We start from the raw sequence: 12,269 nt of genomic DNA, 5'->3' as shown, positions 1-12,269 counted from the left end.
CAGAGGCAGTCAGGGACTACGGGAGAAGCGACCATGCGCGACATGATGGGCCTGATGAAGCAGGCGCAGCAGATGCAGCAGAAGATGGCCGATGTTCAGGCCGAGCTCGACACGATCGAAGTCGAGGGCGCAGCCGGCGGCGGAATGGTGAGCGTCACCATGACGGCCAAGGGCGCGGTCAAGGCTGTGAAGATCGACCCCGCTTTGATGCTCGCCGATGAGCGCGAGATCCTGGAAGACCTGATCGTCGCCGCCTGCAGCGATGCGCGCAGCCGCTCCGAGCGGGTGATGCAGGAGCGCATGGCCGAGATCACCAAGGGCCTGCCGATCCCGCCCGGCATGAAGCTGTTCTGAGGTTCAGCCTCGCATGTCCCGCGCCATCGCCGGCCCCGAGATCGAGCGCCTGATCCAGCTCCTGGCCAAATTGCCGGGGCTGGGGCCGCGTTCGGCCCGGCGCGCGGCGCTGCACCTCGTCAAGAAGCGCGAGCAATTGCTCGGCCCGCTCTCGGAAGCCATGGCGGTCGCCCGCGAGCGCATCGTCGTCTGCTCGAGCTGCGGCAATATCGACACCAGCGACCCCTGCTCGCTCTGCCGCGACCCGCGCCGCGACGATGGGCAGATCGTGGTGGTCGCCGATATCGCCGATCTCTGGGCGCTGGAGCGCTCGGGCGCGGTCCAGGGGCGTTATCACGTGCTGGGCGGGATTCTGTCGGCGCTGGACGGCGTCAGGCCCGAGCATCTGACGCTCGATGCGCTGGTGGCGCGCGCCTCCGACCCGGCGGTCAAGGAAATCATCCTGGCGCTCAACGCCACGGTCGACGGCCAGACCACGGCGCATTTCGTCACCGACCTTCTGGCCCATCTGCCGGTCAAGGTGACCAAGCTCGCCCATGGCGTGCCGGTGGGCGGCGAGCTCGACTATCTCGACGACGGCACGCTCGCCGCAGCGATTAGGCAGCGTACGGGTTTCTAGGGCACGCCCGGACGATGCCTGCTCAGAACTTGTAGGCGAGGCTCGCCCGCACGGTATGGGTCTTCGCCTCCTGCTCGCTGGCGAGGCCCAGCGCGGAGTTCCGGGCAGTGGGGTCGAACTTGCCGTAATCGGTGTAGCGGTATTCCGCGCCCAGGATCAGGTTGCTGGTCAAGGCATAGTTCACGCCGCCGCCGAGCGTCCAGCCGGCCCTGGAAACCTGCGTGCTCCCGCCGAGGCCGGAGATGGGATCGTAGGATCTGAGATTGAATTCGGTGAAGGCCGCGCCGCCCGTGCCGTAGATCATCACGGTGTCGAAAGCGTAGCCGATGCGGGCGCGCAGCGAGGCCTGCCAGTCGCGCTGGCTGCGTCCGAGACTGAAGCCGCCACGCTCCTGCAAGGCTTCGAGATCGCCTTCGAGGCCGAGCACGATCGAGTCGAACTGAACATTCAGGCCGGCCTGCCCGCCGCCGAGCGCGCTTCCGGGCGTATCACGGAAGGCGCCGGCATAACCCAGCCCGGTGGTGGAGAGCTGCCTGATCTTGTCCGAACCCCAGGAATAGCCGCCCTGCGCGCCAAGATAGAAGCCGGTCCAGGAGTAGAAGCTCGGCAAGGCCGGCGCGGGCGGCAGTTGCTTGCCCGAAGACAGATCGGCAGCCATGGCGGCGGCGCTGCCGGTCAGGATCAGCAGGGCGGCCAGCGCAGTTCTCAGCGGCGTTGTCATCACGATCTCAACTCTCAAACGACATCTGGGACTCAAGGCCCAGGCGCCGCGCCTTGCAGCGCGGCCCTTCCGGAGCGTCCGAGCCATTCCGCGCCTTCGTCACGCGCGCCGGTCCTTGAACAGAAGAAAGCGTTAAGGTTAACAATCGCCTAAGCTGCTACGTCGGCGCTGACACGGAACAAGCGTGGCGCTGCATGGTTGCAGCCACGCTGTCGTCATTGCATTGAGCGCCGAAGGCCGAAGCCAGCGCTGGATCGCTCATGATCCCGCTGTCAAAAAAATGCGGCCGATGAAATTCCCAAGCGAAATAGAGACTCTAGCAATGACAGATGAGCCGATTAAAGCGCTTCTTCCAAAGCCGGGCGGTCACCAATTTGTAATGTATGGAGATTCGTGTTCCGGCGTTCCAGGTGCATTACATGAACGAACTTTTGCGGAAGTGAACGCTGTCGTAAATCGTTTAAGTCCTTACCCTGAGTTTATACTATTTCCAGGCGATGAAATTATTGGTTTAATCCCTGATCCGACTGCTTTGCGCGATCAGTGGAAACACTTTTTCGACGTAGAAATGGCCTGGCTCGATCGCCAGAAAACGCCGATGTGGCACACGACAGGTAATCACACGGCCTATGACAGGATGAGCGAGGATATTTTCAGGGAGGTCCTCCAGCTTCCTGATAATGGTCCAAAGGATCAAAAAGGCCTGTCCTATTGGGTCCGCCGCGGCGATTTATTGATGGTCTTCGTCCACACTCTTTGGTCTGGCCTCGGCGGCGAAGGGCATGTTGAAACCGAATGGCTGGAAGCCGTTCTCAAGCAGCACGCCGACGCAAAATATAAAATCGTGCTCGGTCACCATCCGGTGTTTCCAGTGAACGGGTTTTCCGGAACCTATCAACGCGAGATAGGGCATGAGTATGCCGAGACGTTCTGGAACATTTTGGTAGATGCCGGCGTCTTTGCTTATCTATGCAGCCATATTCTCGCTTACGATGTTCAGGTGCACCACGGCGTGCTTCAGATATGTACGGCAGGAGCTGGCACTGCGCACAGGATGCCGGAAGGCGTCGAGTATCTTCACTGTATTCAGGCAGCGCTTGATGAGAATGGGCTAAGATATCAAGTTCTGGACACGGGCGGTGTTGTGCGAGAACAGCTGCAATGGCCGCCGAAATCTATCGGTACGCCTGCTGAATGGCGACGTCTCGGCGTCGGCAAATCTGACGCGCTCTTTGCCGGATTGATGGGTACCGGACATAGTATCGAGCTTCATGTCACCGGGAGAACGGCGTTAGAGCCTTGGGCTCCAGAGCAGACGCTGTTCACAGCCCATTCCCCCGAGGCGATTGCCCCTATCTGGCTTGGTTTGCGCGGCCCGAACCAGACCCTTACGCTCATCGTCGGAAAGCAGCCGGGACGGAGCCCCTCATATTGGTTCGGGCCCGATCTGCCTGCCAACCACGATTTCGATTTCCATGTCGCGTTTTATCCAGAGATGGGGCCTGGAGGTATTCTCTATCGCGCACATCGGGAAACCGCATGGACATCGCTCAAGGCTGCCGCAGCAACAGGAATTGAAAGCGTTCGATGGCCCAACTCGTGGAATGTTGGGTATGGTCAGCATGGATCCGCTGACCGCCCGTTCAAAGGTCATGGCCTGACGGTGAATGTTTGCATGGGATCGTCTTAAGGTGTCATTTCACCCCCGACCTGACCTGATCAGCCAATGGCCTTCCTGAAACGCATTGCCGGGTTGGCCAGCGCAGCCGTTGCTCTGGGCTATGCCTATGGCGCGGTGTCACGGCGCGTTGCACGCACCGCGCGGGAAGCCGCACGCGGGCGCGCAGCCTCCTCCCCGCTGGAGATGACCTGGCTCGGCTGGAAGGACGTGCTGCTGCGCTTTTCCAGCAATGTCGCCGACAATCGGCTGGCCTCGCTTGCCGGCGCAGTCGCCTTCTACACCTTGCTCTCGCTGGTGCCGGCGCTCTCGCTCCTGGTGACGATCTACCGCTCCTTCACCGATCCCTCGACCATCGCCGAGCAGCTCGACGGCCTCACCCTCGTCTTCCCCCAGGCCGCGCGCGACCTGATCCATGAGCAGGCCATGCGGCTTGCCGGGCAGAGCGCCTCGGCCCTTTCGCTCACCGTCCTGATCAGCGTTCTCGTCGCCTTCTGGAGCGCGAACGCCGCTGTGAAGGCGATTTTCGATGCACTCAACATCATCTATCGCGAGCGCGAGAAGCGCAGCTTCCTCAAGCTCAATGCCCTGTCGCTGATGACGACGATCAGCGGCGTGGTGCTGCTGGCCGCGGCGCTGATCGTCATCGCCTCCGTGCCTGTCGTGACCGCGCTATTCCCCTTCGCCCATGAATTGGAACGGCTGTTGCGGCTAGTGCGCTGGCCGTTCTTCCTCATCGTCGCGATGCTCTCCATCGCCTGCCTCTACTGGATCGGCCCAAGCCGGCGCGCGGCGCGCTTCGCCTGGGTGATGCCCGGAGCGGTCGGCGCGGCCTTGCTCTGGGCCGCCGCGTCCTGGGCCTTTTCCTGGTATGTCGGAACGCTCGGCAACTACACTGCGACCTATGGGTCGCTTGCGACCGTCGTGGTGTTCATGACCTGGCTCTGGCTTTCGGCGGTGATCGTGCTCGCTGGGGCCGAATTCAACGCCGAGCTCGAACACCAGACCGCCCACGACACCACCATTGGCAACCCCAAGCCGCTCGGCCAGCGCGGCGCGACCATGGCCGATTCGGTCGGCGAACCGACGGCGGATTGAGGCGGATGCTCGATCCCGACACCACTCGCCAGGGCGATCTGCGCAGCGGTCGCGGCCCATGGCTTTCTGGCCCGGCACGCCCAGCCAGTGAAGAGCTGGAGGTAGATATCCAGTGCGATGTCGCGATCGTCGGCGGGGGCATCACCGGCGCGATGGTGGCGGAGCATCTCACCGCCTTCGGCCACAGGGTCGTCGTGATCGATCGCGAGCGTGAGGGTTTCGGCAGCACGGCTGCCAGTACCGCCATGCTGCAGTGGGAGATCGACCTGCCGCTGCGCCGGCTGGCGGAGCTTTACGGTTTCGACCGCGCCGCCGATGTTTATCGCCGCAGCTTCCGCGCCGTAGCAGGCCTCGGCGAGCTGGTCGCGCGGCTGGAACTCGGTGCGGCCTTCATCCCGCGCGACACGGTCTATCTCGCGGCCGGCGAAGTCGGCCCGCGTGAGCTTAGGGACGAGCATATCCTGCGCGAGCGGGCCGGGCTTCCCGGCGCTCTGCTCGACCATGCGACGCTGCTCGGTGCCTTCGGCTTCGACCGGGCGGCCGCGCTCGTCTCGCCGGGCTCCGCCGAGGCTGATCCGCTCAGCCTGTGTCACGCCTTGCTGGCGCAAGCCGCCGGGCGCGGGGCGCGCCTGATCCGGGACGAGGCGGTTGCTTTCGAGAGCAGCTCGCAAGCTGCCGCCGTCAAGCTCGCTGGAGGCCGGACCGTCGAAGCCGGCCATATCGTGCTCGCAACGGGCTATGTGATGCCCGCTTGCGTGAGGAGCGACCTGCACCGAACCGCATCGAGCTGGGCGATCGCGACCCTGCCGCAGCCGCCGGCAGCGCTCTGGCCCGGCCCTGCCCTCATCTGGGAGGCTTCGCAGGACTATATCTACTGCCGCACGACGACCGATGGCCGCATCGTGCTCGGCGGCGAGGATGAAGCGACCGAGGACCCCGAGCTGCGCGAGCGGCTGGGGCCGCAGAAGACGAAAGCGCTGCTCGGCAAACTCAAGGCTCTCCTGCCGCAGGCCGAACCGACGCTTGGCCATGCCTGGTCGGGCGCCTTCGGGCAGACTTCGGACGGGTTGCCATTGATCGGGCGGGTGCCCGGGCAGGCGCGCATGCTCGCAGCCTATGGCTATGGCGGCAACGGCATCACCTTCAGCTTCGTCGCCTCGCGCCTGCTCGCCTCGCTCATCGGCGGGGTGGAAGCGCCATGGTTCCAGCATTTCGCGATTGACCGGCGCGACCCGACCAAGCCCTGAGCCCGCCCGCGATTGCGCGGCTGCAATCATGAGCTTGCCACCGCCAGGGGCGACAAGGCGGGCGAAGATCGCCATCTTCCGGCTCACACGGCCAGTGAAGGCCGGCTCATTTTCGGAGGCTGCCATGGTCGCGGTCCAAGATTCCAACCGGGACGCCACATCCGCTTCGCCCGTCCGGCTCGAAGCGCTGGATGCGCCCTTCCATATCGGCGCGGTTACGCTGCGGGTTCACGATCTGGCGAAGCTGACAGCGTTCTATCGCGACGCGATCGGCCTTGCCCTGATCCATCAGGAGCCCGGCCTTGCCACGCTCGGCGTCGATGGCGAGGTTCTGGTGCGGCTGGAGGAGGGCGCCGAGCCCCCGACCTCGCCGACAGGGCTGTTCCACCTCGCCATCCTGCTGCCCTCGCGCGGCGCTCTCGCCGATTGGGTCGGCCATGCCGCCAATGCGCGCATCAAGCTCGAAGGCGCCTCCGACCATCTCGTCAGCGAGGCTCTGTATCTCTCGGACCCCGAGGGCAATGGCATCGAGATCTATCGCGATCGCCCGCGCGCCGATTGGCCGCGACGCGACGGAGCGATCAAGATGGCGACCGAGCGGCTCGATCTGCAGGCGCTGCTGAGCGAAGCGCAGGCTGGCCGCTATACCGGCATGCCGAGCGGCACGCGCATGGGCCATATCCATCTGCGCGTCGGCGATACGGCTGAGGCCGAGGCGTTCTACGCCGGCAAGCTCGGCTTCGACCTGATGGTGCGCTATCCCGGCGCGAGCTTCCTCTCCAGCGGCGGTTATCACCACCACATCGCCGGCAATATCTGGAACAGCCGGGGCGCCGGCGCGCGCGGCGAGGGCGAGGCGGGGCTCGGCTTTTTCGAGCTGCTCGCTCGCGATGCCGGGGATTTCGAGGCGATGCGCCAGCGTATCCTGGCAGCCGGCGGCAGCGAGGATGCCAAGGGACCCTCGATCGCCGATCCCTGGGGCAACAGGCTCGTGCTGCGTCGCTAACAGGCTGGCCGGGCTTCAGCGCTCCAGCAGATGCGTGCGCGTTGCGCCGCTGAGATCGCGACGGAAACCTTCCGCATCCCAGAAGGCGGCTGCGCGGTCATCGGCAGCGCGTAGGGAGAGCCGCGCAGCCACGGCAAAACCCTGCTGGATCAGGGCCGCCGCGATGGCGCGCCCAACGCCATGGCGGCGGCGGGCGGGACGCACATAGAGATGGCGCAGCCGGGCGAGATCCGGCTCCGGATCGTAAGGGTCGGGCGTGAGGCCGCCCAACCCCGCCAATTCGCCCTCCGCGAAGGCCGCGAAGAGCACAGGCAGGTCGCCATCGCCGGCATAGTCGCCGCGCGCGACCTCCTCGGCTAGCCGGTCGAGGAAGGCGTAATCCTCCCCGGCCGCCTCTTGTCGCAAGGCCTCGAAACCGTCCGGCAGCGCAGCGCTGACGCGAACGACCTGAATCCTGGCCGGTGTCACAGCCCCTCGAACAAGGCGCTCGAAATATAGCGCTCGGCGAAGGAGGGGATGATCACGACGATGGTCTTGCCGGCGTTCTCCGGCCGCGCACCAACTTCGAGTGCCGCCGCCACCGCTGCCCCCGACGAGATGCCGGCGGGAATGCCCTCGCTCTTGGCAAGGGCGCGCGCCGTCTCGAAGGAGGTCTGATTGCCGACGGTGACGACCTCGTCGATCACCGAGCGGTCAAGGATGCCCGGCACGAAGCCGGCCCCGATGCCCTGGATCTTGTGTGGGCCGGGCGCGCCGCCCGACAGCACCGGCGAATCCTCGGGCTCGACCGCGATGATCTTCACGCCGGGCTTGCGCGCCTTGAGCACCTGGCCGACGCCGGTGATGGTGCCGCCCGTGCCGACGCCGGCGATGAAGATGTCGACCTTGCCGTCAGTGTCGTTCCAGATTTCCTCGGCGGTCGTCTTGCGATGGATTTCCGGATTATGCGGGTTCTCGAATTGCTGCGGGATGATCGAGCCCGGAATCTCCGCCTTGAGCTCCTCGGCCCGCGCAACAGCGCCGCGCATGCCGCCGGGACCGGGTGTCAGCACGAGCTCGGCACCAAGCAGCGCCAGCATCTTGCGGCGCTCCAGCGACATCGTCTCCGGCATCACCAGGATCAGGCGATAGCCGCGCGCGGCGGCGACAAAGGCGAGCGCGATGCCGGTATTGCCCGAGGTCGGCTCGATCAGCGTGCCGCCCGGCTTCAACGCGCCCGACGCCTCCAGCGCATCGACCATATTGACGCCGATGCGGTCCTTGACGCTGGAGATCGGGTTGAAGAATTCGAGCTTGGCCAGGATCGTCGCCTTGACGCCGCGCTCGGCCGGTAAGCGGTTGAGCTTGACCAAGGGGGTGTCGCCGATGGTGTCGGTGATCGATTCATAGACCCTGCCGCGGCCTGGGGCCTTGCTCGGAGCGGGGTGGAGCTTGCGCACTGCCTCGGTCATGGGATCCTCCTGGGAATGATCGTGATTGATAGCGACGCTAGTTCAATTCACAGTCCATGTCGATGATAGGCTATATATACAAATTTAGATTGTGAAATCAGCGGTCGCGCCCGCCCCGTCAAAGGCCGCGCGCCGCTCCGCCTGCTGGCACAGCTCCTCGACGGTGACTCCATCCAATGTCGAGAGAAAGGCCTGCGAGGCTCGTTCCACCTGCGGGCCGACCACGAGGTCGATCAGGCGCGATTGCGGCATGGGCCCGAGTCCGTCCTCGCCAGCCTCCTGCATCGCCGCGCGCGCGATCTCGCCGGCAGTGATCCGGCGGCGCTCGCGCGCCAGCTCATAGCCGCCGCGCGGACCGCGAACGCCCTTCAGGATGCCGACCCGGACCAGCGCCTGCAGCAGCGTCTCGAGATGGCGCGGCGGCAGATCATGCCGCGCCGCCAGCATTTTGGCCGCGACCGGCGAGGGCCGCGCATGCAAGGCGATATCGACCACCGCCGCGATGGCGAGCAGGCTGCGGCGCGAGAGCAGGTTCACGCGTCGACTCCCTTGACCGTGTCGGATTTGGAGATATCCGAATTGGGCGCGTCCGAAACGCCCGTCGAGCCGAAGCCGCCGGCGCCGCGCGCGGTTTCGTCCAGGATTGTCGTCTCGACGAGATTGGCCTGCGTGACCGGCGCGATCACCAATTGCGCGATGCGGTCGCCGCGACGGATCGTGAAGGGCTCCTGGCCCAGGTTGATCAGGATGGCCGTGACCTCGCCGCGATAGTCGCTGTCGACCGTGCCCGGCGAATTCAGCACCGTGATGCCGTGCCGGAAGGCCAATCCCGAGCGCGGGCGCACCTGCGCCTCGAAACCGGCAGGCAGCTGCAGGGCAAGGCCGGTGGGAACCGCGATGCGCTCGCCGGGAGCCATGACGAGCGTGCCCTCCTCTGCCAGCGCCGCGCGCAGGTCGAGCCCTGCGGCGCCCGCGCTTTCATAGGCTGGCAGCGGCAGCCCGGCGCCATGCCCGACGCGGCGTACGGGGATCGTGACCATGCCTAGGCTCCCGCTTTCGAGACGCCCGTCAGCCCGGCCAGATGTGCGATCAGGCGGCTCGCGACCTCCTCCTTCGCCAGGGTCGGCCAGGTCTCAACGCCGTCGCGGGTGACGAGATGGACGGTGTTGGAATCGCCGCCCATCACGCCGGTGCCGCCGACATCATTGGCGACGATCAGATCGCAGCCCTTCTTGGCGAGCTTGGCGCGGGCATAGTCGATGACGTTTTCCGTCTCCGCCGCGAAGCCGACGACGAGCGCCGGCCGGCCGGTCTTGCGGTGAGCGACTGTCGCCAGGATGTCGGGGTTCTCGACCAGCGCCAGGGCCGGCGCCCCGCCAGCGCCCTTCTTCATCTTCTCCGGTGCGGCGTCCGCGACGCGCCAATCGGCGACGGCGGCCGCGAAGACTGCGATGTCGGCGGGTAGCGCCGCCTCGGTCGCCGCCAGCATCTCGCGAGCGGATTCGACATGGATCGTGGTGACGCCGGCGGGGTCGGGCAGGCCGACGGGGCCGGAGACCAGCGTCACGCTGGCGCCAGCGGCTGCGGCTGCGGCTGCTATCGCATGGCCTTGCTTGCCCGAGGAGCGGTTGGCGATGTAGCGCACCGGGTCGATCGGCTCATGTGTCGGCCCCGAGGTGACGAGCACATGCTTCCCGGCGAGCGGCTTCTGCGCGATTGCCGCGCCTCCCGGCGTGCGGCCGAGGAAGCCGATCGCGCGCGGCTGTGCCACCATATCGCCGGCCAGAGCGCGCTCGATCGCGGCCAGGATCTCAAGCGGTTCGGCCATGCGGCCCGGCCCGCTCTCGCCGCGCTCGGCCATGGCGCCGGAATTGGGCCCGACGACGAGCACGCCGTCCTTTTCGAGCTGCGCCATGTTGCGCCGTGTCGCCGGATGCTCCCACATCCTGGGATTCATCGCAGGCGCGATCAGGATGCGCTTGTCGGTGGCGAGCAGCGCGGTCGAGGCTAGGTCATTGGCGAGCCCCGTCGCCATCTTGGCGATGAGATCGGCAGTGGCGGGCGCGACGACGATGAGGTCGGTCGAGCGCGACAGCGCGATATGGCCGATATCGGCCTCGTCGGTCAGCGAGAACAGATCGGTGAAGCAGCGCTCGCCGGCCAGCGACGAGACGGAGAGCGGCGTGACGAACGCCTCGCCCGCCTTGGTCAGGATGCAGCGCGAGGCGATGCCGTGATCCTTCAAGCGCCGGATCAGCTCCAGGCATTTATAGGCGGCGATGCCGCCGCCGATGATCAGGAGAACGGAGCGGGATGCGGACAAGGGCGGAGTTCCTGAGCCGGGATGCCCTTCACCTAGCATCGAAAAAGCCAGGATGTCATGGGGGCGCGGGGAACCCTCTCCAACCCAAGTCGGATGTTTCGACTTGGGCCATTCTAGCTGCCAATCTCGGGCAGGGTGAGGGGCCGGCCGTCGGACGGTTTGACAGTGACCTCACCGTTGCTTCGCTGTGAGGCTGGCACCCGACTGGTCCAGGGGCCTACTCCTCCCCCCTGCCCCTCTCAGGCTCGCGTGACTATGCTGTATCGCTCGACGGACCGTCTCAGTCGTCGTGGCGCTCCCATGCAGAACCTGGCCCATAGCGCATCCCTCGATTCCTGTGTCGAGATTGCACCATCAAAGCTCGGGATCAAACAACTAGGTCGCCTCCTGGTACAAGGGGGCCTTTGCCTTCACCGGATCGAGCAGTGTCCAGTCGCCCCGGTCCCGCCGCTTCGCCTTCTCCACCCGTCTGCATCGTCTGGACGCCATGGGACACTGGAAAGCCGTCGCCGGCGTCGCTGCCTGAGCGGGTCTCCAGGCCAGTGCACCACTTTGCGCCCGCCGGAAGTTAACGTGACAACGCCTCGCTGTTTCTGTTCCAGAGGCCGTCTACGGTTCGTTCCGCCGCCTTGCGCAGGAACGCCTTGAGCTTCGAGAAGGCGTTCTCGATGGCCCTGGTGCACCGAGGCAATCAAGTGCTTTTCTGACTTTGCAGGGGTATCAGCGGACGCGCTCGGACTGCGGTCTGGCAATGAGCATGTTGCGGTTGGCGATGGCGATGTGAATGGCGACTTCGTTCTGTTGGGCGCCGAAGGTTCTCGAATTCAGCTTGCCGCCGTTGATCCTCTTGATGCGCGAGATGGCCGTATCGACCAGTGAGCGCCGTCCGTAAGGCAGCGCGTTGCAAGTCACGAACCGGAGGCGTGTCGAACGAGCGGAATGGGTCCGCACGCAGCGGGCTGGGTGGGGTTCGACACTTCACGGGCAGAAATTAGGCCCGTCGATCAAACGCCGGGGGCGATCGACTTGCCGTAGCGATCGAGCGTCCTCGCGATGTCACTGAGCATCGCTGCTAGCGGCCGCGTCCGCCCAATGCCGAAGTCAGCAGGGCGCCGGTCGAATATCGCGAAGCAGACCTGGCCGGGATCATGCCGCGAGAGATAGGCGCGACGGGCGAGGCCGTGCATCTGCTGCTCGACACCGGTCATGCGACCTGGGGCGGCGCCGACCCGGTGGCCCTCGCGGCGCGCTGTCGTGAGCGTATCAGCCATGTCCATGCCAAGGACGTGCGCAAGCCGGTCATGGCGCAGGCCGGTGTGGAAGGCTGGAGCTTGCTCGACGCGGTGCTTGGCAAGGGCAAGGAACTCGGCGTCTATACGGTTCCGGGCGACGGCATGGTGGACTACCCGGCGGTATTTGCGCTTTGCCGGGCTATTCGGGCTGGGTCGTGGCCGAGCAGGGCCCCGAAAAGGCGGATCCCCTGACCTATGCCAGGAAGGGCGTCGCCCATCTCAAGCCGGGCCTGAAGGAGGCCGGGCTCGCCTAAGGCCCGGGGACGCACATCATGTCGAAGCTGCTCGTCAAACCGTCGCGACCCGATGCCGAAGGGCGCATCCACGAGATCACTCCCGAAAGCGCGGACTGGGGCCATGTCGGCTTCGCCGTGCATTTGCGAGCTACGGTTAGGTCGGCTGGGGGGCCACCTACCGACGCCGAAGCGGCAGGGAACCGATCCTGGAAATCGCTGGAATCGAGCGAGCCCGTACCGATTT

General features: G+C 65.7%; 13 protein-coding genes and 1 pseudogene. 8 read left to right on the top strand and 6 right to left on the bottom strand.

Annotation, left to right across the window (positions count from 1 at the left end; all coding sequences use genetic code 11):
• Positions 1-33: 33 nt before the first annotated feature.
• Together BMZ97_RS18550 and recR are read left to right on the top strand one after the other, a co-directional pair.
• Positions 34-354 carry a YbaB/EbfC family nucleoid-associated protein gene (locus BMZ97_RS18550; protein WP_092172811.1) on the top strand — a complete coding sequence of 107 codons (321 nt, stop codon included), beginning with the start codon at positions 34-36 and terminating at the stop codon, positions 352-354.
• 13 nt (positions 355-367) lie between these two features.
• On the top strand, positions 368-973 hold the full coding sequence (gene recR / locus BMZ97_RS18545; RefSeq protein WP_092172808.1) for a recombination mediator RecR: 606 nt from the start codon (positions 368-370) through the stop codon (positions 971-973).
• 22 nt (positions 974-995) lie between these two features.
• On the opposite strand, the gene BMZ97_RS18540 is transcribed toward recR, so the two are convergent.
• Complete coding sequence (locus tag BMZ97_RS18540) at positions 996-1,694, bottom strand: outer membrane protein (protein WP_175525615.1); 699 nt, start codon at positions 1,692-1,694, stop codon at positions 996-998.
• Between the two features lie 184 nt (positions 1,695-1,878).
• On the opposite strand from BMZ97_RS18540, the gene BMZ97_RS18535 reads away from it, so the two are divergent.
• From BMZ97_RS18535 to BMZ97_RS18520, 4 genes are all read left to right on the top strand, one after another.
• Positions 1,879-3,384 carry a metallophosphoesterase family protein gene (locus BMZ97_RS18535; protein WP_244546486.1) on the top strand — a complete coding sequence of 502 codons (1,506 nt, stop codon included), beginning with the start codon at positions 1,879-1,881 and terminating at the stop codon, positions 3,382-3,384.
• Between the two features lie 36 nt (positions 3,385-3,420).
• Positions 3,421-4,470, top strand: a complete 1,050-nt coding sequence (locus BMZ97_RS18530) for a YihY/virulence factor BrkB family protein (protein ID WP_092172799.1) — start codon at positions 3,421-3,423, stop codon at positions 4,468-4,470.
• A gap of 5 nt (positions 4,471-4,475) precedes the next feature.
• Positions 4,476-5,717: an NAD(P)/FAD-dependent oxidoreductase gene (locus BMZ97_RS18525; RefSeq protein WP_092172796.1), complete on the top strand. Its 1,242-nt coding sequence runs from the start codon at positions 4,476-4,478 to the stop codon at positions 5,715-5,717.
• A gap of 124 nt (positions 5,718-5,841) precedes the next feature.
• Positions 5,842-6,723 (top strand): VOC family protein, encoded by an 882-nt coding sequence (locus BMZ97_RS18520; RefSeq protein ID WP_175525614.1) that lies wholly within the window; start codon positions 5,842-5,844, stop codon positions 6,721-6,723.
• A gap of 15 nt (positions 6,724-6,738) precedes the next feature.
• Here BMZ97_RS18520 and BMZ97_RS18515 read toward each other — a convergent pair whose 3' ends face one another.
• The 5 genes from BMZ97_RS18515 to BMZ97_RS18495 all read right to left on the bottom strand — a co-directional run bounded on the left by BMZ97_RS18515 (position 6,739) and on the right by BMZ97_RS18495 (position 10,536).
• A complete protein-coding gene (locus BMZ97_RS18515; RefSeq protein WP_092172790.1) occupies positions 6,739-7,191 on the bottom strand; it encodes a GNAT family N-acetyltransferase in 453 nt (150 codons plus the stop codon).
• Positions 7,188-8,174 (bottom strand): cysteine synthase A, encoded by a 987-nt coding sequence (gene cysK, locus BMZ97_RS18510; RefSeq protein ID WP_092172787.1) that lies wholly within the window; start codon positions 8,172-8,174, stop codon positions 7,188-7,190. Before cysK ends, BMZ97_RS18515 begins: the two co-directional genes overlap by 4 nt.
• A gap of 84 nt (positions 8,175-8,258) precedes the next feature.
• Positions 8,259-8,711 (bottom strand): RrF2 family transcriptional regulator, encoded by a 453-nt coding sequence (locus tag BMZ97_RS18505; protein ID WP_092172784.1) that lies wholly within the window; start codon positions 8,709-8,711, stop codon positions 8,259-8,261.
• Positions 8,708-9,214, bottom strand: a complete 507-nt coding sequence (dut, locus tag BMZ97_RS18500; RefSeq protein ID WP_092172781.1) for a dUTP diphosphatase — start codon at positions 9,212-9,214, stop codon at positions 8,708-8,710. The genes BMZ97_RS18505 and dut overlap by 4 nt, the downstream gene beginning before the upstream one ends.
• 2 nt (positions 9,215-9,216) lie before the next feature.
• Positions 9,217-10,536 carry a phosphopantothenoylcysteine decarboxylase domain-containing protein gene (locus BMZ97_RS18495; RefSeq protein WP_092172778.1) on the bottom strand — a complete coding sequence of 440 codons (1,320 nt, stop codon included), beginning with the start codon at positions 10,534-10,536 and terminating at the stop codon, positions 9,217-9,219.
• A gap of 1,109 nt (positions 10,537-11,645) precedes the next feature.
• Between BMZ97_RS18495 and BMZ97_RS18485 the strand changes: the two genes are divergently transcribed.
• Both BMZ97_RS18485 and BMZ97_RS31595 read left to right on the top strand, forming a co-directional pair.
• The gene (locus tag BMZ97_RS18485) at positions 11,646-11,981 is read left to right on the top strand and encodes a TIM barrel protein (protein ID WP_244546485.1); all 336 of its coding nucleotides are present in this window, start codon (positions 11,646-11,648) and stop codon (positions 11,979-11,981) included.
• Between the two features lie 80 nt (positions 11,982-12,061).
• A pseudogene (locus BMZ97_RS31595) lies at positions 12,062-12,166 on the top strand (5-deoxy-glucuronate isomerase); the annotation flags it as partial.
• Positions 12,167-12,269: the final 103 nt, after the last annotated feature.

It is taken from the genome of Allobosea sp. OK403, from assembly GCF_900113835.1.
Classification (GTDB): domain Bacteria; phylum Pseudomonadota; class Alphaproteobacteria; order Rhizobiales; family Beijerinckiaceae; genus Allobosea.
Note: the sequence above shows the minus strand (reverse complement) of the source record. Positions and strands in the feature narration are given on the sequence as shown.